At 57.1% G+C, this 24,998-nt stretch carries 16 protein-coding genes; 6 read left to right on the forward strand and 10 right to left on the reverse strand.

All coding sequences use genetic code 11. The features are described from left to right. Nucleotides 1–6: 6 nt before the first annotated feature. The 4 genes from AB1L30_RS04535 to AB1L30_RS04550 form a co-directional block, all read right to left on the reverse strand. Nucleotides 7–1,128 (reverse strand): hypothetical protein, encoded by a 1,122-nt coding sequence (locus AB1L30_RS04535; protein WP_367012221.1) that lies wholly within the window; start codon nt 1,126–1,128, stop codon nt 7–9. Nucleotides 1,129–1,377: 249 nt separating this feature from the next. Then, complete coding sequence (locus tag AB1L30_RS04540) at nt 1,378–2,325, reverse strand: chemotaxis protein (RefSeq protein WP_367012222.1); 948 nt, start codon at nt 2,323–2,325, stop codon at nt 1,378–1,380. A gap of 137 nt (nt 2,326–2,462) precedes the next feature. Continuing rightward, the gene (mtaB, locus tag AB1L30_RS04545) at nt 2,463–3,743 is read right to left on the reverse strand and encodes a tRNA (N(6)-L-threonylcarbamoyladenosine(37)-C(2))-methylthiotransferase MtaB (RefSeq protein ID WP_367012223.1); all 1,281 of its coding nucleotides are present in this window, start codon (nt 3,741–3,743) and stop codon (nt 2,463–2,465) included. 66 nt (nt 3,744–3,809) lie between these two features. Continuing rightward, nucleotides 3,810–4,169, reverse strand: coding sequence for an ATP-dependent Clp protease adaptor ClpS (locus AB1L30_RS04550; protein ID WP_345094813.1), 360 nt, complete (start codon nt 4,167–4,169; stop codon nt 3,810–3,812). Between the two features lie 185 nt (nt 4,170–4,354). Between AB1L30_RS04550 and AB1L30_RS04555 the strand changes: the two genes are divergently transcribed. From AB1L30_RS04555 to AB1L30_RS04565, 3 genes are read left to right on the forward strand one after another with little or no spacing between them, the layout of a single operon-like run. Then, the gene (locus tag AB1L30_RS04555; RefSeq protein ID WP_367012224.1) at nt 4,355–5,725 is read left to right on the forward strand and encodes a dipeptidase; all 1,371 of its coding nucleotides are present in this window, start codon (nt 4,355–4,357) and stop codon (nt 5,723–5,725) included. A gap of 24 nt (nt 5,726–5,749) precedes the next feature. After that, nucleotides 5,750–7,030: a serine--tRNA ligase gene (serS, locus tag AB1L30_RS04560; RefSeq protein ID WP_367012225.1), complete on the forward strand. Its 1,281-nt coding sequence runs from the start codon at nt 5,750–5,752 to the stop codon at nt 7,028–7,030. A gap of 28 nt (nt 7,031–7,058) precedes the next feature. After that, on the forward strand, nt 7,059–7,643 hold the full coding sequence (locus tag AB1L30_RS04565) for a hypothetical protein (protein ID WP_367012226.1): 585 nt from the start codon (nt 7,059–7,061) through the stop codon (nt 7,641–7,643). On the opposite strand, the gene glmM is transcribed toward AB1L30_RS04565, so the two are convergent. Then, nucleotides 7,640–8,986, reverse strand: coding sequence for a phosphoglucosamine mutase (gene glmM, locus AB1L30_RS04570; RefSeq protein WP_367012227.1), 1,347 nt, complete (start codon nt 8,984–8,986; stop codon nt 7,640–7,642). The two genes, AB1L30_RS04565 and glmM, sit on opposite strands and share 4 nt — an antisense overlap. A 218-nt stretch (nt 8,987–9,204) precedes the next feature. Between glmM and AB1L30_RS04575 the strand changes: the two genes are divergently transcribed. From AB1L30_RS04575 to AB1L30_RS04585, 3 genes are all read left to right on the forward strand, one after another. Further along, nucleotides 9,205–11,022, forward strand: coding sequence for a phospho-sugar mutase (locus AB1L30_RS04575; protein WP_367012228.1), 1,818 nt, complete (start codon nt 9,205–9,207; stop codon nt 11,020–11,022). 146 nt (nt 11,023–11,168) lie between these two features. Further along, entirely contained in the window at nt 11,169–12,554 is a 1,386-nt protein-coding gene (locus tag AB1L30_RS04580) for an excinuclease ABC subunit UvrC (RefSeq protein ID WP_345094801.1), read from the forward strand. A gap of 126 nt (nt 12,555–12,680) precedes the next feature. Then, nucleotides 12,681–13,703: a WYL domain-containing transcriptional regulator gene (locus AB1L30_RS04585; protein WP_367012229.1), complete on the forward strand. Its 1,023-nt coding sequence runs from the start codon at nt 12,681–12,683 to the stop codon at nt 13,701–13,703. Here the strand turns inward: AB1L30_RS04585 and AB1L30_RS04590 are convergent. From AB1L30_RS04590 to AB1L30_RS04610, 5 genes are read right to left on the reverse strand one after another with little or no spacing between them, the layout of a single operon-like run. Continuing rightward, a complete protein-coding gene (locus AB1L30_RS04590; RefSeq protein ID WP_367012230.1) occupies nt 13,688–14,098 on the reverse strand; it encodes a gamma-glutamylcyclotransferase family protein in 411 nt (136 codons plus the stop codon). The two genes, AB1L30_RS04585 and AB1L30_RS04590, sit on opposite strands and share 16 nt — an antisense overlap. Nucleotide 14,099: 1 nt before the next feature. Continuing rightward, nucleotides 14,100–17,648, reverse strand: coding sequence for an AAA family ATPase (locus tag AB1L30_RS04595; RefSeq protein WP_367012231.1), 3,549 nt, complete (start codon nt 17,646–17,648; stop codon nt 14,100–14,102). Then, a complete protein-coding gene (locus tag AB1L30_RS04600) occupies nt 17,645–18,904 on the reverse strand; it encodes a DNA repair exonuclease (protein ID WP_367012233.1) in 1,260 nt (419 codons plus the stop codon). Before AB1L30_RS04600 ends, AB1L30_RS04595 begins: the two co-directional genes overlap by 4 nt. Beyond that, entirely contained in the window at nt 18,901–22,068 is a 3,168-nt protein-coding gene (locus AB1L30_RS04605; RefSeq protein ID WP_367012234.1) for a UvrD-helicase domain-containing protein, read from the reverse strand. Before AB1L30_RS04605 ends, AB1L30_RS04600 begins: the two co-directional genes overlap by 4 nt. Continuing rightward, entirely contained in the window at nt 22,065–24,869 is a 2,805-nt protein-coding gene (locus tag AB1L30_RS04610; protein ID WP_367012235.1) for a PD-(D/E)XK nuclease family protein, read from the reverse strand. Before AB1L30_RS04610 ends, AB1L30_RS04605 begins: the two co-directional genes overlap by 4 nt. Between the last annotated feature and the right edge of the window lie 129 nt (nt 24,870–24,998).

Here is a 24,998-nt window from a genome sequence, read left to right on the forward strand (position 1 = left end):
CGGCCATTAGCGAACTGGTGGGCGAGCGTAATTCGCCGCGATACTAACACGCGGGACTTCCACAGGAACAGGCTGCACGTCGAACATAATCCCGGCAAGCGACTTTGGCTTGAAGCCTGGGGTCAGGGTGCTGGTGTTCGCCGTTTCCGAACCTTTGTAGCCGTCCATGATGCGTTTGACCTGAGGATTGATCTCGATCTTGCCGTCTCGGCGAGGCGAGCCAACGGTCTCGAAACTACCAACGGTCACAATGCTCTCCGAGCGATCGTGGAAGCAATAGGCTTCGACGCCCTGACCGCGGAGGGCCGAGGCGAGTGTCTCTGCCTTTTCAGCGGCTTTCGCCAGACGCGTTCCGCTGACGATGTTTTTCTGTTCGATCTCTTGGATCTTCTTCTGATCCATTTCGACGGCACCGCGGAAGGTGGCAACGCGAACGGTGTACTTGCCAGGACAGTTGAGCAAGCTGTGCTTCGAGTCTTTGTTCATGGCGATGACCAGCTCGTCCATGCCTTTAGGACGGAAGTATTCTTCCGGCAGCAGGGGATTGCGGGTCACAAAGGCAGTGCCCATCGGGCCCTTTTCTTTGTTCTCTTCTGACTTCATCGCGTTGGTGATCTGGCGGCGGATCGACTTGATGGTGTCGTCTTTGACGCTGTAACCGGTCTTAAACACCTTCGGATGAATGGTCTTCACCTTCGACAGAACGCCTTCGAGACCGTTCTGGTCAACCGATTCGTAGTTTCCGACCAGCACCGCATAGCTGGTGTACGAAACGTCGTTCATGTACTTCATCTTCTTCGGGCCGCCGTAACGGTCGTAGCCCTTGCCGACCACGGTGTCGGTGTAGTCGTACTTTTGATGCCAGACGTAAGCTTCGAGGCCGAAGTCTTTGCGAAGCTCGAGCACCAGGTCGTTGGCGTCCTTTTCGGCACCGGTACCGGTGAAGCTGGTCGCCATGATCATCCAAGGGCCATTCGCTTCGGTCAGTTCGTACTTCTTCTCAGTGCTCGCTTCCACACGCTGGAATGGAATCAGGCTGGCCCAAGGAGGCGCGGCCCAGGTTGTCGAAGCAGCAGCGGCAACCAGGGCGATCGCAAGAGCCTGGCGCAAATTAGTGTGGACAAACATCCTTGCTTGTTCCCCTCATTTGACAACAATACGTCGGCGCCGGTCCGAGCCTGGACCGGTTTCGTGTCGGGGAACAGTAGCAAGTCGGTGTCGGTCACGACAAGGCGAATCTTGAGAGAAAACGCCCCGAATTCAGACGATCTCTCCGCTAGACTGCTAGCGGAGTGGTTTTCATGGCAAGTCGGATCGGTACACCGAATCTAAAATCTGGTCGTTGGACCATCCGTCTCACGCAGATAGCGACTTCGCTTAGGCTTCGACCAGTTCCGACAAGCCAATCAACTGGCGAGCCTTTTCGACCAGTTCACCGTAGCGTGGTTTCGAGACCTGAGCGTCGACGCCGACTTGCAGGCCCTTCTTCTGATTGTCTTTGGAAACCAGCGACGAGAAGATCAGGATCGGAATGCGTGCCAGGACTGGGTGCATCCGCAGGTTCTTGGCCAGGCTGAAACCGTCCATGCGTGGCATTTCGATATCGGTAATCAAAATGCCAACCTTATCGAGGATCGAATCAACTGTTTCGTCTTCGGCGAGTGCTTCCAGGTATTCCCAGGCAGCCTGACCATCGACAAAGCCATGGATGTTCGAGAAGCCTGACTCCTGCAGGTGATCTTGAATCATCTCCGAGATCATCCGCGAGTCTTCGGCGAAGACAACAGGAATGTTCGGAGCGTCGATCCGGTTGACACCGGGCAAGGTTTCGTCGCTGATGCCGGCAACTTCGGTTCCGATCGACTCGAAATCGAGGATCTGGACCAGTTTGCCATCAATCAACACTACACTGGTGATCGGGGCGTTCATGCCCAACGTGTTTGGCAGCGGTCGTGTTGCTTTCCAGCTCACGCGATAAATGCGATGGACGCGATTAACACGGAAGGCGAGGGGACGCTGGTTGAATTCCAGCAGCAGCAAACAATCGGTTTCGTGCGAGGCGGCTTCTTCTGCGTCGCCATACAGGAAATGGCCCAGGTTGATCAGCGAGACCACGTCTTGGCGAATGCGGACGACACCTTCGATCGAAGGGTGACCTTCGGGAAGGCTGGTCACCTTCGTGATGCCCAGAACCTCTTTCACTTTGGCGACATTCACGCCGAAGGTTTGGCCACCGACTTCAAAGACCAGAATTTCTGCTTCGTTGGTGCCTGCTTCCAGCAGAATGCCGGTATTGATTCCGATTTTAGATGCTTGTGATGTCATGATTTCGCTGCTGCCCACTAAGACCGACTTTGGAGAACGTTCGCCGAAAACGGTTGATTCAACGATCTTCTAATCGGAAAGCTAGCACACAGATGCTAGCATTTTTGATGGGCAGCGAAATTTGCCAATTGGATCGATTAAACGATCGATCCGAAGATACCGTGCGAAGCGGCACGATCGATTTTGACCTGGTAACGCTGGCCAATTTCGACCTTCGATCGGTCCACAAAGGTCTGAGCGTACCGGCAAGACGTTCCGGTTGCCAAAAGCGGATTGTCACGATCTTCCGCTTCAATCAGCACGTCCAGCGTATCCCCGACAAGGCTCTGGTAATAAGCCTCGCGGGTGCGGTCTTCCACAGCGGCAAGTCGGGCACGACGGTCCGACTTCACGTCGCCAGGGACCTGGTCGATCATCTCGGCGGCCGGGGTTCCCTTGCGGGGGCTGAAAGGGAAGATATGAATCTTCGAGAATCCGACCGTTTCCGAAACTGCGCAGGTCTCGAGGAACTCTTCTTCGGTCTCGCCAGGGAAACCGACGATGATATCGGTCGAAATTGAAGGCTTGTCGAGCGAATCTTGCAGCAACTTGCAGCGATCAACAAAACGCTGACTGCCCCAGCGGCGACGCATCCGCCGCAGCACCGAGTCCGATCCGCTTTGCATCGAGATATGCAGGTGCGGACAGATCTTGTCGGGGTACTGAGCCATCACTTCGATTAGCTCTTTGGTGACTTCGGTGGCCTCGATGCTGGACAATCGGATTCGGAAGTCCGCGTCGATTTGCGAAAGCTGGGCCATCAACTGGGCCAGGCGAACCCAATCGGTTTTCGGCTTCCCTTTGTTCAGGTCGACCCCGTAGTGTCCCAGATGGATACCGGTCAGCACGATCTCGCGGAATCCGTTCTCGGCCAGACGTCGGACTTCGTCGACAATCTCTGTCGAAGGACGGCTGTACATCTCGGGGCGGACGTAAGGGATGATGCAAAAACTGCAGCGAAGAAGGCAACCATCTTGCACCTTCACGTACGCACGGTGCCGATCGCCAAAGCGAGAAATGCCATCCGGGATGTCGATCACACCCATGCGGCCCAGAAGGTCTGGGATCTCGCGTTTGTCAGTGACGACTTCGGAAACGTTGGGGAGCTGTTTCAGCTCTTCCGGGGCCCGGGTCGCATAGCAGCCCATCACCACGATCCGCGAGTTTGGGTTGTCCCGAGCCAGGCGACGAATGGCCTGGCGGCTCTTGGAATCCCCCTCGTTGGTGACCGTGCAGGTATTCACCACGCACACATCGGCCGATTCCGCATCTACCGCGTCTCGGTAGCCACCGCGTACCAATCCCTCGCGAACGAGTTCGGTTTCGTATTGGTTGACCTTGCACCCTAGCGTCAGGGTCTTCAGCTTGAGATCGCTCATCGGCAGACAGATCTGGGACGTGGCAACGCCCCATGAAAGACGGAGATTACAGGGGAATCCCCGATTTTAGCACTCCGGCTCGATCGTGGAAGACATCGAACCCCGACAACGGGCAATCAGTTCGTCCTTGCCATAGGCATGGATCTGGTCCCGTTTCAGCTCGGCGTGCTCTTTGGTGGTCGTCAGACAGATCGCTTTTCCATCAGCATCGACCGTTTTGGCGATCTCGAACCCCTTTTCAACCGGGTGGCCGAACAGTTCGTGCATCATAAGGATGACGTATTCGTAGGTGTGGTCGTCGTCGTTCCACAGCACCACATGGTACCGCGGTTGACGCTTCGGTTTTGGCTTCTTCTTCGGCTTCGACTTCGTTCTGACGATAGTCTCTTCCTGAGGTTCAGCTACGGACGTATTGGAGTCACCCACGGGCAAAATCTCAAAAATCAACGGGAAAAGGGCCCAATAAGAAACCTCGAATTGATCGCGGGGGGCCCCTGTGCAATGTCCATTTCCTGCGAGTCGTATTATATTGTACGGCTTTGCGGGTCGGAAGTTAATTTCGGCGTTTCCCGACGCAAAGCCGGTCTCGCTCACGTTCGATTGGATAAGACATGCCGGATCTGAAAACTTTTCTGGAAGAGAACCGCGAAGCCTTCGTCGAGTCGCTGAAAGAGCTGCTCCGAATTCCCAGTGTTAGCACCGACAGTCGGCATAAAGGTGACGTGAAGGCCGCTGCCGAGTGGGTGGCAGATCGCTTCCGAGAACTTAACTTCGAGACGCAAGTGATTCCCACCGAGGGACATCCGATCGTCTTCGCACAAAGCCCACCAGTTCCCGGCAAACCAGTAGCCCTGGTTTATGGACACTATGACGTCCAGCCTCCAGAACCACTTGAGCTGTGGACGACCCCCCCGTTTGAACCCACGGTCCGTGACGGCAACATCGTCGCCCGAGGGGCCACCGACGATAAAGGCCAGATGCTGACTCATGTTTTGGGAGCGATGGCCTGGATGAAATCGGTCGGCGAGCTGCCGATCCAGGTTAAGTTCCTTATCGAAGGGGAAGAGGAAATCGGTAGTGCCAGCCTCGGTCCATTCATCGAGCAAAACAAAGAGCTGCTGGCCAACGATGTGGTCGTGATCAGCGACTGTAGCCAATTCGGCCCAGGCCAGCCTGCGATTACCTACGGGCTGAAGGGGATCGCTTACTTTGAATTGAAGCTGACCGGTCCGAACCGTGACCTGCACAGCGGAACGTTCGGCGGCAGTGTGCGTAACCCAGCCAATACGCTCTGCACTATGCTGGGCTCGCTGGTCGACGAACATGGTTGGATTCATATCCCTGGCTTCTACGACGACGTGAAGCCGCTGACCGGGGACGAACGCGAGAACTTCGCGGAACTGCCATTCGATGAAGAGAGCTTTAAGAAGCAACTCGGTATCGACGCGGTCCATGGCGAAGAAGGTTACACGACGCTCGAACGCCGTTGGGCTCGTCCAACCCTCGATATCAATGGCCTGACCAGTGGTTACCAGGGGGAAGGCGCCAAGACCGTTCTGCCGGGCGTCGCTTCGGCCAAGTTCAGTTGCCGCCTGGTTCCGGATCAGTGCCCTGACAAGATCGCAGCTGCTCTGCGTGAACATCTCACCAAGATCTGCCCTCCAGGTATGAAGATGGAGTTGACGGCACATCATGGTTCGCCTGGTTTTGTGGTATCGACCGATAGCCCCTACATCCAGGCTGCGAAGGATGCCATCGAACAGGGCTTCGGCAATGCTCCTGTCTTGATTCGTGAAGGTGGATCGATTCCGATCGTTGCCAACTTTGCCGAACAATTGAAGTCGGACGTATTGCTGCTGGGCTGGGGCCTGGATGACGATAACACCCACAGCCCGAACGAAAAATTCAACCTCGGCGACTTTCAGCGTGGCATCGAAGCCAGCGCTCTGCTCTGGGCGGAAATCGCAAAAATCACCAAGTAGGATTCAACCAAAAAGACCTCACCCATGCTCGACCGGAAGTTTGTTGTCGAAAACGTCGAACTCGTAAAGAAGAACTGCGTCAATCGTGGCGTTCAGGCAGACGTCGACCAAGTCGTCTCGCTGGAAACGTCACGTAAGGCCAAGCTGCAGGAAGCAGAAGAGTTCAATCGCCAGGCCAACGAGATCAACAAGTCGATCGGCAAGGCCTCAGCCGAAGATCGTCCGAAGATCGTGGCCGAAGGCAAACGCCTGCGAGAATTGAAAGACGCGGCTTCGACCGAAGTCGATTCGCTCGAAGCTCAGATCGTCGACATCCTGCGGATCATTCCGAACCTGACACATCCCGACGCTCCGATCGGGGAAGATGATAAAGCGAACCTCGAACTGCGCCGCGGTGCGACTGAAGCCCGTAAGTTCGACTTCCCGGTCCTCGACCACGTCGAACTGGGCGAAAAGCTTGACCTGATCGACTTCGAGGCAGGGGCTCAGGTCGCTGGTGCAGGGTTCTATTACTTGAAGAACGAAGCCGTTCTGCTGGAGCTCGCGCTGCAGCAATATGTGCTCAGCTTGTTGATGAAGGAAGGCTTTGTCCCGACGATCACGCCCGACATGGCTCGCACCGAGATTCTGCACGGGGTCGGCTTCATTCCGCGTGGTCCTGAAACGCAGATCTACAGCATCGAGAACACCGATTTGAATCTGGTCGCAACGGCTGAAATCACCTTGGGCGGCATGTATGCCGGTAAGGTCTTGGAAGCCGAGCAGCTGCCGCAGCTGTTCTGTGGGATCAGTCACTGCTACCGCACCGAAGCAGGGGCAGCCGGCCGTGCTTCGCGTGGTCTTTATCGCGTGCATCAGTTCACGAAGGTCGAGATGTTCGCGTTCACGCTGCCAGAAGACAGCGAAGCGACGCTCAACAAGTTCTGCGAACTGGAATGTAAGATTTTCGATGGCTTGAAGATCCCTTATCGCGTGGTCGATACGGCCACCGGCGATCTGGGCGGACCAGCTTACCGCAAGTTCGACCTGGAAGCCTGGATGCCTGGACGTGGCGAAGCAGGCGAATGGGGCGAAGTGACCAGCACGTCGAACTGCACCGACTATCAGGCTCGTCGACTCAACATTCGCTACAAGGTCAAGGGAGAGAAGGGAACGCACTTCGCGCACACCCTCAACGGAACCGCGATCGCCTTGAGCCGTGGTTTGATCGCCGTACTGGAAAACTATCAGCAGGCCGACGGGACGATCGAAGTGCCAGAAGTGCTGCGACCATTCATGGGCATCGACAAGATCGGTCCGCGTTAATCGTCATCGCATCAGGGAGGCAAGAATCTTGGCATCACCCAAGCTAGAACTGCCTCCCTGGTGGGCATGGCCGCTGATCGTACTGATGTTTCCAGTCGCGGTCGTCGTGATGATGGCTCTGCTGATCGCGATCATGGTCGTTGGCCCGATCATCATGTTCTATTCGCTGCTGAATTTTCCTGCCCATCGCCGGGCGAGGCAGCGACTGCGAGAAGAAGACGAATCCCTGAGGCTTTCGCTAACGGCTCAGGGACGATACATCTCGCCTGGTAAGCTTCCAGAGTTACAGCAGGTCTCGCGCGGGACGTTTCTTGTCGAGAGTCGTTCGCCCAAAGAATGGGGACGCATATGGTGGACTGCGGACGATCTCTCTCAGCAACCACCACTCGACTCGATGCGTGAAGTTCCCGTGAACTCTTCCGCCTGGAATTCATCGGAGCTGGAACAGTTTGCTCGGCAGTGCCAGGAAACGCAACTCGATCCCGCCGAGGGAAAGGGCTATCTGGTGGAAGGTAAACCGCAAGAGGTCCTACGCCAATTTCCTGAAACACCGGCCTACTTGCTCGCCAAATGGTTTCCCGAGGAATACCAGATCTACCCGATGGTCGACTAGATCCCGCGGAGTGTGCGAGCGGCGCTGATGCACATGTTTTCGCTCTCTTCCAGCGACTTCGATTCAGCGATCACGCGAATGATTGGCTCGGTGTTGCTGGCTCGAGCGATCAGCCAACGATCTTTCCAGGTAAAGCGAAGACCATCCCCTTCATCCAACTGAGCATCGCCGTATTGATGCTTCAGGCGATCGAAGCCTGCCGGAAGTTCTTCCGGGTTCAGCTCGACCTTGTGCTTGACGATTTCGTAGCGGGGGAGGGCGTCGGCCAGCTTGCTGATCGTCTTCTTCTTTTTGGTCATCAGTTCCAGGATGTTAGCCATCCCGACGAAGCTGTCGCGAATGTAGCCCACCAGCGGATCGATCGGACCACCATTCCCCTCGCCGCCGAAGACGGCATCGCGGAGCATCATTTCCTGGGTCACGTTCGCTTCGCCGACGGCGCTGCGGTAGATCGGGCACTTGAAGTTCGCCGCGATTTCTTCGTTCATGCGGCTGGTCGCGCCATTGATGACGACGGCACCTTTTCGCTGCGAAAGAACATTCTGCAAGCAAAGTGCCACGGTGTACTCTTCACCAATGTAACGACCTGTTTCGTCGATCACCGCCAGGCGGTCGGCATCGGGATCTTGGCAGAAGGCAACATCATATTTCCCTTCGCGAACGTCTTCAGCCACCGTTCGCAAGTTGGCTTCCGTCGGCTCTGGAGAATGAATGAACTCGCCGTTAGGCTCTCCGCCGCGTACTTCGACTTCGCAGCCCAGCTCTTCCAGCAACTTCTTGCCGACGATACTGCCGGAGCCGCCATTCGAGTCGAGCAGGACTTTGTAGCTCTTCTTCTGGATCGGACCGGCCGAGATCGTGGCCAGGACCTTCTTGATATGCTCGTTGACGGTTTCTTCGCAGCGGGTAGTGACGCCGATCTCGTTCCACGGAGCCCAGGTAATGGGCTGGTTGAGATAGGCGGCTTTGACCTGGGCACCCCGTTCGGCCGAGATCACCCGACCATCGGCTCCCATCAGCTTCAATCCGTTGTATTCGGGGGGATTGTGACTGGCAGAAATCTGGATGGCACCGGTGCAGCGGTATTGCCGCGTCAGAACACCCACGGTTGGGGTGGCCGCCACGCCAGCGTCCAGCACGTCACGACCAAGCAGATTGATCGTTCCCTGGATAATTTGACCAATGGCATGGCCACTAGGTCTTCCGTCGCGGGCCAGCAGAATACTCCCGTCGGGAAGCTGCTCGACAAAGGCGGCGACGTAACGGCTGATCGTCTCCGGAGAGAGGCTCAGCCCTAAAATTCCTCGCAATCCGGAAACACTGATGATCGGTTGTTGGGTCATGCCTGAGCGATGGTTCGATTGTGGAGGTTGCTAATGCCAGCGGCGTACGATCACGTCCCACTACTATAAAACAAAAACCGCGCCGTTGGCGTGATCGATTCGATCGGCATTTCATGAAAGTGAAGAATTCCCCCTGGGGCAGTTCGCCCAATTGATGATTGTGAGGGGGTTGCCTTAAAATCGGGTGATTCCGAAAGACTTTGTAATGGGGACAACCTATGAGCGGCAGCGATCTCGATACCAGTGCTCTTCTCGAGCAAGTCAAACAGGCCACCGTCGACGGCAAGATCACCGCTAGCGCGGCCGATAACATCGAAATCTGGTTGACCGAAGCCCGATACGCTCGCTATGCCGACCAGGTCGCCGAGCACATCACCTCGGGCAAGTGGAAAGAGCTGGACGACGCTTTCTGGACGATCATTCCGTTTGGAACCGGCGGTCGCCGCGGCAAAATGTACCCGATCGGCTCGAATGCCATCAACGAACGCACCATCGGCGAAAGTGCCCAGGGCCTGGCCGAATACGTCAAGGCAACAGTCAGCGGCGATCTTTCGTGTGCGATTGCCTACGATACCCGCCATCGCTCGCGTGAATTCGCCGAGCTTTGTGCCCGGATCATGGTGTCGAATGGCTTCACGGTCTATTTCCTGGATGATTATCGCAGCACGCCAGAGCTTTCGTTCCTGGTTCGCTATAAGAAGTGCTCGTGCGGGATCATGGTCACCGCCAGCCACAATCCACCAAGCGACAACGCCGTGAAGGTCTATTGGTCGACCGGTGGTCAGGTGATGCCTCCGCACGACGCAAAGATCATCGACAACGTGATGAGCGTGCAAGAGATTCCGCTAGGTGTCGAGTTCGACGCCGCGGTTTCCGAAAACAAAGTTGTGCTGTGCACGCAAGAGACGGACGACGCTTTCGTCAGTGCCGTTTCGCAGCAGAAGTTCGACGGCCCACGCAATCTGAAGATCCTTTACTCGCCGCTGCATGGTGTGGGGGCTTCGGCCGTTTTGCCGGTGCTGGCCGCAGATAACTTCAAAGACGTTGCCCTCTTCGGCCCCCATGCGGAACAAAGCGGCGACTTCCCGAACGTCCCAGGCCACGTCTCGAATCCCGAGAACCCAGCCGTTTTCGATATCATCATCGATCAGGCCAAGAAGGACGGCTCGGAGCTGATCCTGGCGACTGATCCCGATAGCGATCGCCTCGGCTGTGCCGCTCCTCGTTCGATGGACACCACCGGCGAATGGGGCACCTTCACCGGCAATCAGATCGCCGTTCTGCTGGCCGATCACGTTTTGTCGGAACGCAAGAAGGGTGGCGGTCTGACGGCCGATCACTACGTTGTGAAGACCCTGGTCACCACCGAAATGGTTCGCCGGATTGCCGAAAGCTACGGCGTGCGAACTTGTGGCAACTTGCAGGTCGGCTTCAAGTACATCGGCGGAACGATGGACGAAGAAGGTCCCGACAAATTCCTATTCGGTTGCGAAGAGTCGCATGGCTACCTCGTCGGGCAATACGCTCGCGACAAAGACGCCTCGGTCGCGGCGATGCTGCTGGCCGAATTGGCTGCCAATTGCAAGAAGGAAGGCAAGTCGCTGCACGAGAAGCTCGAGTCGCTGTGGTGGCAACATGGCTACCATGCCGAACGTCTGCTCAACCAGAAGATGCCTGGCAGCGAAGGCATGGCCAACATGCAGAAGCTAATGGGCAAGTTCCGCGCCGAGCCACCAGCTTCGGTGGGTGGCTTGAAACTGGTCCAGGTTCGCGACTATTTGAATGACACGATCACCACCGCCGACGGTCAGACCTCGAAGCTGAACGGACCAAAGGGCAACATGGTGATCCTCGATCTGGAAGACGACAATTACGTCGCTGTGCGTCCTTCCGGAACCGAGCCGAAGGTTAAGTTCTATATGTTCTCGTACGTTCCGGCCGAGCAGCTTTCGCTGATGGATGCTGCCCAGGAAGAGATGGAAGCCCGTCTCGATGCCTTCGAGAACGACCTGAAGGCATTTGCCGAAAGCGTCTAAGGTCGCTGCAAGCACGTTGCCCCTGCCCCATGGGCGGGGGCAATCGATGCACTCCTGTCAGGTTCGCGGTTGTTCGTACTGCCAAAACTGCGGGTTAGGGTTAAAATCCAATGATGGAATCTTGTACACCCTAGCCTCGTTGAGTCATGGCAGAAAATCTGAATCCGGAAGCCGAATCGACCCCGCCAGAATCATCGGACAGCCAAGGTCGGCCTGCCGAGCATGTCGCCTTCACGCTGACTGCGGACAAGGTCCGTAAATTTCCGACCACTTCAGGCGTCTACATCTTTAAGGATGATAAGGGACGCGTCATCTATGTCGGCAAAGCGAAGAACCTCCGATCGCGGGCCGGTTCTTATTTTCTGGCTGAAGCGGCCATCGATCAGCGAACCGGCTATTGGGTGAACGAGATCGCCGACGCTGACTTTCTGGAAACCGAGAGCGAAGTCGACGCCCTGCTGGCGGAATCGCGGCTGATCAAAGATGTCCAGCCGAAGTACAACAAAGAGCAAAAAGACGACAAGACATTTCCGTACTTAATGATCACCCAGCGCGAGGACTTCCCCCGCGTCGAGTTCACGCGCGAACCGCAGGACAAGAACGCCAAGCTCTACGGACCGTTCACTAGTGCTAGCGCCTTGCGTGGGGCCATCCAGGTCTTGCAGCGGATTTTCAAGTTCCGAACCTGTGATCTCGATATCGACGAGAACGACGAACGCTGGAAATGGTTCCGGCCCTGTTTGCTGGCGAGCATCGATCAATGCACGGCTCCCTGCAATCTGCGGATCAGCAAAGAGGAATATCGCAAAGACATTCGCCGGTTGCAGATGTTTCTGGAAGGGAATCGGTCTCGCCTGACCAAGCAGCTTCAAGACGAAATGATGGAGGCTTCCAAGAACCTCGAATTCGAGAAAGCCGCCAAGCTGCGTGACGAGATCAGCATGATCGAACGCCTCGACGAACGAGGCGAACTGGAAACTCACGCTCAGCCAGAAGTCTTCTACGTCGATCCGAAGAAGGGGCTCGCCGGTTTACGAAAAGTGTTGGGGATGTCGATCACGCCGCGGACGATCGAAGGGGTCGACATCGCTCATTTGGGCGGCAGCGATACGGTCGCCAGCCTCGTGCAGTTTCTGGATGGGTTGCCATTCAAGCCTGGCTACCGGCGTTTCAAGATTCGTGGGGTGGATGGCGTCGACGACTTCCGCAGCATTCACGAGGTCGTCGCGCGCAGGTTCAAGCGTTTGAACGAGACCTCGGAAGTCTTCCCCGATATTCTGCTGATCGACGGTGGCAAAGGGCAGTTGAACGCAGCAATGGCGGCGTTCCGTGATCTGCGGATCGAGCCGCCGACGGTCATCTCGCTGGCCAAACGCGAAGAAGAAGTCTATCGACCGGGCGAGAGCGAACCGATTCGCTTGAGCCGTCACTCGTTCGCCCTGCGTTTGCTGCAATACGTGCGAGACGAATCGCATCGCTTCGCCCAGCACTACCATCACCTGTTACGCGAAAAGCGGACGTTTGGGAAGTAAATTGCGTCGCTTTGGCCCTGGCCTGGTTGGATGGCTGAGAACCGGTTGTGGTCGATGGAAACGAAACCAACGCTGGGGTAAACTCGTGGTTCGGCGACACCCCCTTTCGGCACGGAGGCATTCGGCATGGCTCGTAACGAGCAACTCATTCGGCAGCACAAAATCCTGCAGATCCTCGAACGTTATCGGTATGGCTGCCTGCTGGAAGAAATCCGTGACGCGCTGGTCGATGAACTTGGCCTGACGTCGTTGCATACCCGCACCGTGCGTCGCGATATCGAATCGCTGCAATCGGCCGGTCTCGATATCGATGTCCATGACTCCGGTCGTGGTCGCGTCTGGAAGCTGGGCGCCAGTGGCCGCGGAATGCATAAGATCACCGCAACGGCGACCGAGTTGATCGCCCTTTCGCTGGGACGCGATCTGCTGCTGCCTTTGTCAGGCACGCCGTTCTGGGTTGGTGTCGAGTCATTCTGGACGAAGATTCAAGAGCAACTCCCGGAGACGACCTGGGATCACTATCGCAAGTATCGTCAGGTACTTTATGTGACCGGTCTGGCCGCGAAGAACTATTCCGCCCAGGAAGGAGCGTTAAAGAACCTGAACCGGGCCATTCATCAGCATCGCGTCGTCGAGGTTGCCTATCAGAAGCCTGGTCAGCCGTCGCCAAGCCAGCGTCGGTTGGAACCGTACGGCATCGTCTTCCATCAGGGCAGTATCTACATCGTGGCGGCCGCCAACGAACTGCCGGAGGAAGATCCCGACCGCATCCGTCACTGGAAGCTCGACCGCTTCAAGAAGGCGGAAGTGACCGACGATTATTTCAAGGTGCCGAAAGATTTCGATTTGGAAGAGCACCTGGGGGGCTCGATCGGGATCTTCGCCGCCCATGAATCGATGGACTTCAAGATCAAAGTCTCGGCGGTCGCGGCCAACTGGGTGACTGAAGATCCCTGGCATCCCGAGCAGAAAGTCGAACGCCTGGACGATGGCAGTGTTCTGCTGACTGTGAAAGCGGCTCACGAACTGGAGATCATCCCGCGCGTGTTGGCATTGGGGCCAGAGGCTGAAGTACTTTCGCCCAAGTCGGCGCGTGAAGCGATCAAGGCTCGCGTGATGAAGATGGCCGAAGTCTACGAGAAACGCTGAGTGTTACCGCGCCAGTCGATCATGCCCTGGGCGTCGGCTTCCACCTTTTCAAAGGTCGGCTGAATCGGTCGATTGTAAACGTACGTGGTCGCGGTGATCGGCTGACCATCTAGCGTCTCGCACTCGACCACTTCGCGCGTGTAGAGGGTCGGATAGCCTTCGACTTCGTCCAGCACTTCCAGCAGTTTTGCTTCGTGCTTGGCATCGAACAGCCACAGCTCGCCCACCACGCGTGTTTCACCTTCGAGCTTCAGGCCTGGGTAGTCGGCGACTTCCCATAACGATCCTGGCGTCGAACCACGCAGCACCGCCACTGGGCGGTAGGGCCAGCATTTCTCGCGGCATTCGCCCCGCTTCAAGGTGCCGTAGGCGAAGAAGGCAACGATGTCTGGCATGTTAAAACAAGCTCGGCGTAGAGGACTTGGTGGTCGACTTCTTGCGAGCAGGCTTCGCTTTTGGCGGTGGGACTTCGACCGGCTGGCCATCCATTCGCGTCACACGGATCGATTCTTCCAGCGACTGCACCTTGCTCACCAGTGGCTCGTGACAGGTCAGCATGATGATCTGAATGCGCGGGTCAAAGTTCATCAAGACGCGTAACGTTGCCAACTGACGGCTGTCGTCGAAGTTAACCAGGATATCGTCCATCAGCACCGGCAACGGCTCGGCCTGTTCGCAGTAATGTCGAATGTAGGCGAGGCGAATCGCCAGGTAAAGTTGTTCCCGCGTCCCGGTGCTCAGTTCCGAAGGTTTCCGCCGCAGATCGTTGGGGCCGCTGAGGATCAGTCCCCCTTCCTGGTCCGGGTCGTGCTCGACCTGGGTGTAACGTCCCTCGGTCATTTGCTCGATCAGTTCGCTGATCAACGCGAGCAGTTGTCCGGAGCTTTCCTCGCGAAAGGCGGCCATCGCTCGGTCGAGCATCTCTTTGGCAATCAGTAGCGGCCCCAGTCGATCGAGGCAGTCCGACAGTTCGGCCTGAAGTGCTTCGATCTTCCCTTGAGCCATCACGGCCCGGCTTGTCTGGTCGACTTCGGAAAGGCGAAGCTTGAGTTGCCCGAGCTGCTGATTGACCTCGGCTTGAATCTTGCCGGTCTCGGCATATTCGGTCTTCGCCCCGGAGAGATCGAGTTGCAACGTATCGACATCGATCGCTTCCAGTTCCGCAGCGAAGCGTTCGGCGTCTTCCGATTCACGAACCAATGCCAACCTGTTTTCGAGCGAAGCAATTTCCGATTCGAGCAATTGCCGCTGCCGAACCGTTTGCGAAACGACTTCCAGCTGATCGTCGGTTTCAACGTTCGTTTGCGACCGCCACTGCGACAACCGGGCTTCGACGTCGGCAAGTTCCTTGCGGCTCTTTTCGAGCGTCTCGGTACGAAGCTGACGCTTGATTTCCAGTTCTTTCCGAAGACTAAGTTGGTTCTCGGCTTCGGAAAGCAGAGTTCCTAGACGCTGGGCAGCATGTTCCGGCGCCATCTCGCCCAGCGGTTCGCCGGTCGCGGCAACCACGGATTGAACTTGTTCGGCGAACTGAGCCAGTCCCGCTTCCATATCCGAGATTCGCTTCTGCATGCTCTCGGCCGCGGCCAGCGTGCCTTGGATCTTTTCGACCGTTTGAATCAGTTCGGCCGCCATCTCCAGGTCGACTTCGCCGAGCGAAGCAAACACGGTTAGCAGTTCTTTGGCCTCGGCTTCGATGCCAGCCACCTCTTGCTGGCGTTTTTCGTTTCGCTCGAAGTTCTGCCGTCGGGCATCTTGGTTGAGCTGCAATTTGCTGGTGAGTTGCTGGCGACGGTCCCGTTCGGACTGGGCCCGTTTCAGGTACGAGGCAATCCAGGCCGCGACATCCGCTGCGGAACTTGTCGACTCGGGAAGTCCCGCGGTCCGGGCCAACGTTGTCGCCGCTTCGACACGCTGCTGATGCGGTGCGAGATCTTCTTCGAGCCGCGAGATTTCCGTTTGCGTTTCCTGCAACGAACAGAATGTCGTTCGCCACGGAAGCATTTCCTGGGGCGACTTGGGAACGATGCCACACGCTTGCCATTCCGTTTCCCAGCTCTGTTGGAGTTCATCTCGCTTCGCGATCAACTCGGCGACATACGATTGACGCTGGGCCAGGCGTTCTTCCAGCAGGCGAATGTTCCCCTTCATCGCTTGCTGATCCGCCAGTATCTGAGCGTGATGGTGACGCTGGTCGGCTAGTTCGTCCGACTGCTGAACCTCGCCCTCGAATCGCTCGGCATCTTCGCTCGTCTTTGCCGCTTCGGGCTGGGTGCTTCCTTCGAGGATGGATCGCAGCGTTTGCCAGGTCGCGTCGCGTTGATCACGCGATGCCTTCAATTCGTCTTCCGAAACCAGCCGAGCACTTTGCTCCAGCCGGCGAAGCTCGTCGTTCTTCGAGGTCAGCTCGTCGGTTGTTTCCCGGGCTGCTTGCTCGGCCGTACGAAGCTGTTCGGCAATCGCCTGAAAGTCGGCTTCGTAACGGCGAATTGTCTGCTCCAGCGGCATCGGGAAAGGGGCCGTAAAGTCGAGTGTTTTGCCTGCGATCGTCTCGATGGTGACGCGGCGTTGTCCCATTTCGGACTGCAGCTTACGAAGCTGCCGCTGCATATCGCCAATGCGGTCGATCGACTGTCGCAGCGGATCGATGGCCGCTTGAAGTTGTTCGATCATCTCGCTCGACTGCGAGGGCAGATCGCCCAGGGCCGATTCGAGTTCGCGAATGTCTTGATCCAAGCGATCGACTTCTCCGGCATGCGAACGGATTTCCGTCTGCAAACGTTGATAAGTCTTGGTTAACTGCTCGATCTTTTTACGCTGGGCCAGCGTCAGTTCCAACTGAGCGACTTCGTCCAGCTTTAGCTTCGGGCCGATCTGTTTCAGGCTCGCCGTGGCACCATCGAGCTCGTGCTGGCGATCTTGCTTTCGCAGCGGAATATCGCGGCGATAGCCCTGCATCTCTTTGATACCGAACATCAGCGAACGGATCGCCTCGTTCGATTCGATCAACGCTTCGTTGAACGAGATCGCGGCGATCTCGGCATCGAGCCGATCCAGGTCCTGGGTCAGGCTTTCGACTTCCGCTGAGAGCTTCGTGCCTGCCTTGCGGGTTTGAGACAGCTCTTCCAAAGCGTCGGCCGGAAAGGACTCCGGCGTTTCCATGCGTTCAAGTTGCTGCTGTTTCGACTGGCGATCGATCCACAGCGGATGCGCCTTCTTCAACCGATCAAGATGCTGCTGCCGCCGGAAAACTTTAGCGAGGGCAGCATTCAGTCGGGCAAGCTCTTCTTCGCAGCGTTGGGCTTCGCCGAGCCACTGTTCGTATTCAACCGGGCGGAGCGACGAATCTTTGAGTTCTGACTTCAACGCCTTGATGTCAGAAAGGATGCTGTTGATGCGCTGCTTCTGACCGCGACTTTTGAAGAGAGCTTCCGTTTCGTCGTCGATGTTTTTCAGCAGCAGTTTGTAATCGTGCAGTCGCCCCAGACCGCCGCCGAATAGTGCTTCGTCGAGGTTCGCCTCTTTCAGGCTCTCTTCGCCGGTCGCTAGTTCCTTCAGCGAGAATCCGAAGACATGCTCGTAAAGTCGCTGGTCGGCGCCACTGATCAGTTGCTGCCAGCGTTCTTCGTCAATGGCGGCGTTGCCTTCTTCGAACTCGCCGGAGAGCGTGTTCTTGGTTCCTTGCCGCCGCACGATCTCCAGCAGTTGCGATTCACCCGAGATGAGCTTGGCCGTCGCCTTCATCTTTTTCTTCGACGAGTCTGGCGCGAACGGATTGCTTTTGGCGTGTTGGAAACCAAACAGAAGTTGGCGAACAGCTTGCAACAAGGTCGACTTGCCTGCTTCATTACGACCATAAATGATGTGCAGGCCATCGGTCGAAAACGCAAACGACTGCTCAGTATGGATGCCGAAGTTTTCGAGTTCTAGGTGTTCAATCTTCATGCGCTGGGTGCCCCCAATCGGCTTCGCAAAAGCTGCTGGGCCGCTTCAATCCATTGTGGCATTCGTTCGTCCAGGGTCCCTTCTTCGCTGATCGAGACATGCTGGGCACTGACCTTATCAAGCACCGGTTTCACCAGCTCCTCCAGTTGCCGCAAAGCTTCGGCGTTGTCTTGAACCTGGTCGAACTGCGTGGCGATGGCTCCCCACAGGTCGTGTGCGTCTTGGACGTTCCCGGCCAACTGCGGCGAAGTATCGAAGCGGATCTTCTCGAGCCAGATCTCGTCGTCGATCGACTCGGCCGAGCCATGTAGTTCCTGTAGAATCTCGCCCCGTTTGATCAGGTCCGAAAGCTCGTCATGGACTTTCGTGGCTCCCTGGAAGGTCAAGCGAAATGCTGAGCTAAGACCTTCGTGGTCGCGATGCCCTTTTTCCAGAGCAGCCGATGCTTTGGCCAGCACGCCGTCGAGGTTCTTTTCGGCGGAAACGTCAACAATCAGTTCCTGCCAGCGAATCGAGTCGGTTGCGTGGAAGGTGACGTTCTTAAGCGTCTCGCCGTCGATCTCTCCGAGCAGGCAACCTTTGGCACCTGGCTCGCGAATATGACGCCCTTGCGGATTACCACTGTAGGCAACGTACGGTTCGGTCGACAGAGGATCGGTGTTTCGCAGGTGAATGTGGCCGAGGGCCCAATAGTCATAGCCCCGGGCACGCAGTGTTTCGATGGTCGTTGGAGCGTACGTATCGTGATGCTCGCTACCGGTAAGGCTGGTGTGCAGCATGCCGAGGTTGAACATGCCAGGCACACGCTGCGGGTACCGGGCCGCCAGGTCGATCGTTACCTCACGGTCTGCGAAGCCTTGCCCATGGATTGCCACGCCGAGATCGTCGAGCGTGATGGTGGCGGGCTCGTCGTGAGGAAGTTCAACCACGTTATCAGGCCAGCGAATCTTACGTTGGATCTGGCTAACGGCATCGTGGTTACCTCGGATGTAGTAAACACCAATGTTCGCATCGGCCAACCGACGAAACTGCCCGGCTGCCCATTGGCCAGAGTGCATGTCTTTCCAGTCGCCATCAAACAGATCGCCTGCGACGACGATGAACGCGACTTGCTGCTCGATCGCCAGGTCGATGATGCGTTCGAGTGCCGTTCGCGTGGCGCGCTGGACACGCTTCATCATCGCTTCGTCACGCATCGCCAAGCCGCGAAGCGGGCTGTCGATATGCAGGTCGGCAGTGTGAATAAACTTGGTCATGAGCGAGTTTCGTCCTGCCAGGCCACAATTTCAGGGCCGTGGACAAAGAGCAATGCTCCGCGAATGGAATTCAGCGGAAGCTTAAATATCTGCGATACCGCGCTGCGGTAGGAATCGATTTGCGGACGGTAATGCCGCACCTTTTCTTTAAGGGCCGATGCATCCTCGAAGGCGTCGGTTTTAAAGTCGACAACGTCGGCGGCGATCACTTTGCCTCTCTGTTTTATCAAGACAAGCCGGTCGATGGAGCCCCGCAAGATCGAGTCTTCGTAGGTGATCGCGAAAGGAAATTCGCGATGAACGCTCAGAGAATCATCGGCGTTGGCATCCGGCCACCAGGCATCAGCCACGTATTGTTCGCGACGAAGCAAACTAGCGGCTTTGTCAGATTGCAAGATGCTGGTCAGGTGCCCGAACGCGTTTTCGTAAGGGAACTCGCCGAATAGTCCGTGGGCCGAAGCGATCATTTTCTCGCGATCTGCGCGGAAGTCTTCCAGCCACCCGATCGATTCGAGCCAATGATGCATGGCCGATCCATACCGCATGCCTGCCGTGACCGACTCGGCTTTGAGCAAGTCTTTCACACGTCGCAGACGGCCTCCTTCCAGTGAAGAAGGGGAAACGAATTCGCTGAGTGATTCGTGCGTTGCCGACTTCAGTCGAATCGGCTGGCGAATTTCGGCGATGGCATGTCTTGCTTCTTCTTCCGCCGCTTCTTTCTCAACCGATTCGTACCAGCGAGGATCGCCGTCGCTGTAAAGCCGCTGCTGCTCGGCAGGGTAGGGGGCTTGCGGGGCGAGGCCATTGAGGACGATCCCAGAGAACGACTTCGAGTGCCCTTCACCGCCGGACTTCGGCTGAGGTCGTGGCTTGACGATCATGTGCAGCGAATGGACGGCCCGGGTCAAAGCGACGTACAAAACGCACAACGATTCGACAACATTCTTCTGCTGCGTCTGCTCGAAGATCTGCTGCACGTTGTCTGGCAGCATGGCCTGAAGCGATTCCGACACGTAATGCGTGACGCCGTTGATCGGGCCAATCTGTTGGTCTCGCTGCAGGACGAAGCTGTCCGATTGCGGCGGAATACGATTTTCGAGTTCCGGCAGGAAGACGGCGTCGAACTCCAGTCCCTTCGACTGGTGAATGTTCATTACGCGAACGGCCGCACTTGAAGAGTCGCCGACACGCTGCGATTCGATGAACCGCACGAAGTCTCGGCAACGAAGCGTCGCTTTGCCTTGATACGAAAATGCCAAACGCTGGAACTGTTCCAGACGGCGTTGTTCACGTGGAGTGCACTTCGGCTGAATCAACTTCGCCCAACGGCTTAGGGCGGCACCATAGCCTTCAACGAGCAGCTCGCGCCGCAGATCGTTCGCGAGTGCTTCCCAGGCTTCGGTCGAGCTATCGGCAGGCCGAAGCAACGACGACAACGGGGAATGCTGGATATGGAATCGAGCGGAAGTGTTGCCCGGGTGATCGAGCCATTCCAGGAGCGAGAGCATCAACTGCACCGCCGCGGAATCGGTCAACGGGTTGCCACCTTCTTCACTGGCCATCACGTTCCGCTGCCGCAGCAGGTAAATCATCGAAGCAATCGTCGCGTTTCGGCGAACGAGCACCCCGATCGAAACATGCGGTGCCTTGTGATGCAGGTCAGCGACCTGGTTGGCCGCGGCGATCAGAACCTGATCGTCGCACGGCTTGCCTTCAGCGTCGAAGGCCGCCGAGTCGACGGTGACAAAGCCTGAGAGTTCCGTTCGGGCCGTTTTATGCGGATTGAAAAACTTCAGCCAATGCTCGATGCCGTTTCGCATCTTTCCGGCACCCTGGAACTTTTCAAGGTTGCCGAAGATCTGATTAACGGTCTCCATGATGATCGGGGCCGAGCGGTAACTGCGGTCCATGTCTTCGCAGTGGATGCCCGGCAGTGTTTCCTGAACCGCATCGAAGATCTCGGCCACGCCGCCACGCCAAGCATAGATCGCCTGCTTCATGTCGCCGACGCACAAGATCGAGCGGTCCTTGGGCTGTTCTGCGATCTTGCGAGCCACGGGACGAATCACATCCCACTGAACCGGGGCGGTATCCTGAAATTCATCCAGCAGCAGATGTTCGATCTTGCGATCGAGGCGGAACTGATTTTGAATTTCGGCATTCGTTTTCAAGGCATCGCTCAAGCGACGTGTGACGTCGTCAAACCGGTAGCCACGCTGCATGAACTTGAGTCGTTCGTAGTGCTCGTGGAATCGATCGAGCAGTTGGTAGGCCCCGCGATTCTGATCGACCGTTCGGCCAATCAGCGTGCAGTGCACATACCGCACCAGCGTTTGATAGACCTTCATGACGTCGTCAGGGATTGGCTTGCGGCTGTAGGTGTCTTCCCCTGCCACGATCTTCGGCGGAAGACCGGTGTCGAGAAACTTGGCCCACTGCGAACCGCGAAAACGATCGACGTCGGCGGTCATGGCCTTCTTCAAGGCTTTGGAATCAGGCGGATAGCTGTCGAGGAAATGAATCGCGTCCTCCACTTCCCGTTCCGATGGGACGGCAGCGACCGTCAGCACTTGCCACGACTGCTCGTCCGAGTCGAGGTAGATGCCATACAGGTCATTCACCAAAGTCATCACCAGACGCGATACGCTTCGCTCGGAACTTCCTTTGCTCAGCAAGTGCAGAAGCTGAATGACTTCGTTCGTTTCCGGATGGGCCAGGACACGATTGACGGCGTCCATGCGGATTCGCTGATCGTCGACGTCGTCCAGAATCGTCCAATCTGGCGGCAAGCCAAGCTCGAAGCTGAAGCACTGAGCGAGTCGGATGAAGTGACTGTCGAGCGTTTTGACCTGCAGCCGATGCATCTGCTGCGGAATCTGGTGGAGCGCTCGCAGGCAATCGTCTTGTGTGATCGGCGTCCCTTCCAGCGAATCGTTCAGTTCCTTCAGACGTTTTGGATCAGCAGCGGCGGCGGCAAGACGCATCATGATGCGGTCGAGGATTTCACCCGCTGCTTTTCGCGTGAAGGTGGTCGCCAGGATTTCGTCGGGGCGACCATTATGCGCGACCAGGCCTAAATATCGGCTCGACAGCCGATAGGTTTTTCCACTGCCTGCCGAAGCGCGAATGAGCGTGTTGGGGAAAGGGCTTGAAGTTGGGCTCATGTGGCAGGCTCCCATTTGCCCAGGACCGAGTCCTGGCAGATCCGCGAGAATTCGTCTTCGTAGGCAACACTGGCGGAAGAAAAGAACTTGCCTTCGCGGATGTCACGAATGGCCTGAACGATGGTGGCGTCGGCTTGATCGAGGTCTTCGTCGGTCCAACCAGCCGCCCGAAAACGAACCTCTTCGCCAAGTTTGGCCAACGTGATGTAGCCGAGCGAAACTTCGCCGCGCACGCCAACGCTTTGCACCAGGTGGCGATAAAACGGCAACTGCACGCCGATCCACTTTTTGTCGCCGCGAGGCCCTTTCTGGTGATCCTTTTCCGGATCGCTCACGCTGTCGCCCGTCTTGTAATCCCAAACAGCCCATTCCCCTGTTTGCGGATTATGGTCGATGCGGTCGATACGTCCCTCCAGAATCACTGGCGTACCGTCGACATCGAGCGTGCGCGTCGGATCGGCGACATCAATTTCGCACTTATGGATCACCCACCCTTCCTGGCGATGTTGGGCCTGGGCGGTGGCGAAGGCACGCATTCGAAGCCGTAGCTGTTCGATCTGCAGCTTGATGGTGGCCAGCGGACTGCTGCCGTAGCGGCCGCCTGCGATCTCGCTCAGCTTGGACGAAAGGAAATCGAAGATCACCTTCTCGTCGGACGAGTTTTTGATGTCGCTGGTGCCGAAGGCCTGAAGCGTATCGTGAGCCAGATTACCGAAGGCGCCCCCATGCAGTTCCGTGGCAATGTCGTCGTCGCCTCGAAGTTGCATCACGTACCGCAGAAAGAAGCGGTAAGGGCACTTCAGATATAAGTTGATCGCTGTGGCGGAGAACTTTTCCCAGTTGGGATAACGTTCAATCTTCAACGACTCCGGCACCGGGATCTCGATTTGCTGTCGATGATCGCGGGTGTCTTCGCCGATCGACTTGGCTGCATTAATTGGATCTTCGGGCGTGCCGAAAAACTTCTGTACGCGTTGCGGGAGGTCTTCGGTTGAACCGGTGAAAAGCAAGCGGCTCGGCGCCAGAGGATCGCCATCGGCGCTTCGTTTCGGAACGATCCAGGTCGCCTTTTCCCGAGTATGCTGGATCACTTGAACCTGGTACGCGTCACGGGCATATCGCAGCGAATCGTCTTCCAGGCCCAGCAATTTGCGGAGTGTGTTGGGTAGAAACAGGTCGGCCGAGTTGGCGCTGGGGATTAAGCCATCGTTAAAACTAGTGACGACACAAACCGGAGCGTCCATCAACGGCAACTCCAGCCAACCCAACGCTTCGATCGCGTCGGGGTCGTGCTCGGCCGGGACCATCGCACTGCTCAATTGGTTCCGCAAGATTCGCATCATTTCGGAAGCAGTGCAGGGCTGAAGCAGCGAGGCCGGAATCTCGTTCCACTGGGCCATCGCGTCGTTGATCGCTTGCAGTGGCCTGGCCAGGGTATAGTTCGCCGAGGTATCGAGGTCGACCCACTGTTCGCCATAAACAATCAACAGTAAGTCACGCACCTGGTTCGACCACTCTGGGAGTGGATGCGTTTCTCGGGCAAAGGGCGCTGTTAATTCGGTCAGTCGTTGGATGGCATCGAGCAGCTTCTCATCGCTGATGGAACTGTCGACTTCGTTCGGCATTCGGCGATTGAACCAGGCATCGAGCGACGCGATTCCCAACTGATCTAGGTGCAAGGTCGCGAATAAGTCGGGATGACGCATGGCAGAAGCCAAGGCGTGGTATTGCCGCGACTGGGCGAGCTCGACGATTGTTTCCAGCAGGCGGAATGGGAGGGTGCTGACCACCGGCGTGCCGGGACCATAACGGCAGGTGAGTCCGTGCTGCTGAAAGATCCGGCGGACTTCCCCCAGCAGCGAGTCGTCCGGCAACCCAATGATGATTTGCTTGGCGGTGTAATCGCGAGCGACCGAGGCAATCGCCCCGGCGGTGTGATCGGCTTGCTGCGTCGGGCCGTCGACGATCGCCACGTCGTGCCAGTCGATGTCGATCTGTTCGTCTGCCCAGGCATCGGCCAACAAACAGCCATGCGAATCGAAGTGCGTCTGCCAATCGGCTGGTGCTCCGACAAGGGCTGTGACCTGACCTTGTTTTTCCGAAACCTGATCGAGCATCTGCCGCGTGACGCGGTTCAAGTCGACCGTGCCGAGCAGCACGATATGAGCATCGCAGTGGCACTCGCCATGCTTCACGGCATAGAGGCGTGCCGACTGCTTATCCCACATCTCCAGGGCATCGAGCTTGCGGAGGTAGGCATCTTGCAACTTGGCCAGAACATCCCAGCGAGGTTGCTCGGTGAAATCTTCCAGCGAGTGAGCGGTCTGGGCGACTTCCGAAAAGTCGAGCGATTCGGAAACAAGTTCGCGATAGACGCGGCGAATCGTGTCGCCATAGTCACGCCAGGAGCCAAAATCGGAGGGCTCCGGCGGGAAGGGAATCAGCGGCTTGAGGACCTCCGCTGAGAAACTTCGCAGCGTATCACCCCAGGCAAACTGCTGTGTCAGCTCCGACGCGAAGGGAAGCTTGGCATCGTAAAGGTGTTCCGGCAGATAACCAACGGTGATGACTTCTGGCGGAATTAACGAGCGGCCGGTCCCTTCGACGCGCTGGACCAGTATTTCCAGCAGCCGACGACCCGCCAGACCACCCGGTACGACGACCAGGCAGTGCGAAAGGTCGACCAGGGGGAGGTCTTCTGCCGACTTCGCTCCACGCGCGATCAGCCACTCGGCTGCCGAATGGAGAATGGGTCGGTCCCAAGATAAAAACTCGCGTGAAATCGCCATCAGGCCGTCCATGGGAAGGTCGTGTTCATGCCATTGGTAGGATACAACTCCTCGCGCTGGAAGAGAAGTCACCCCACCGATTGGCAACGCCTTCTTACTTTCGGACAGCCCGGTGACACGTTTGGTCCACGGACGCGAATT

It is taken from the genome of Bremerella sp. JC817, from assembly GCF_040718835.1.
Lineage (GTDB): Bacteria > Planctomycetota > Planctomycetia > Pirellulales > Pirellulaceae > Bremerella.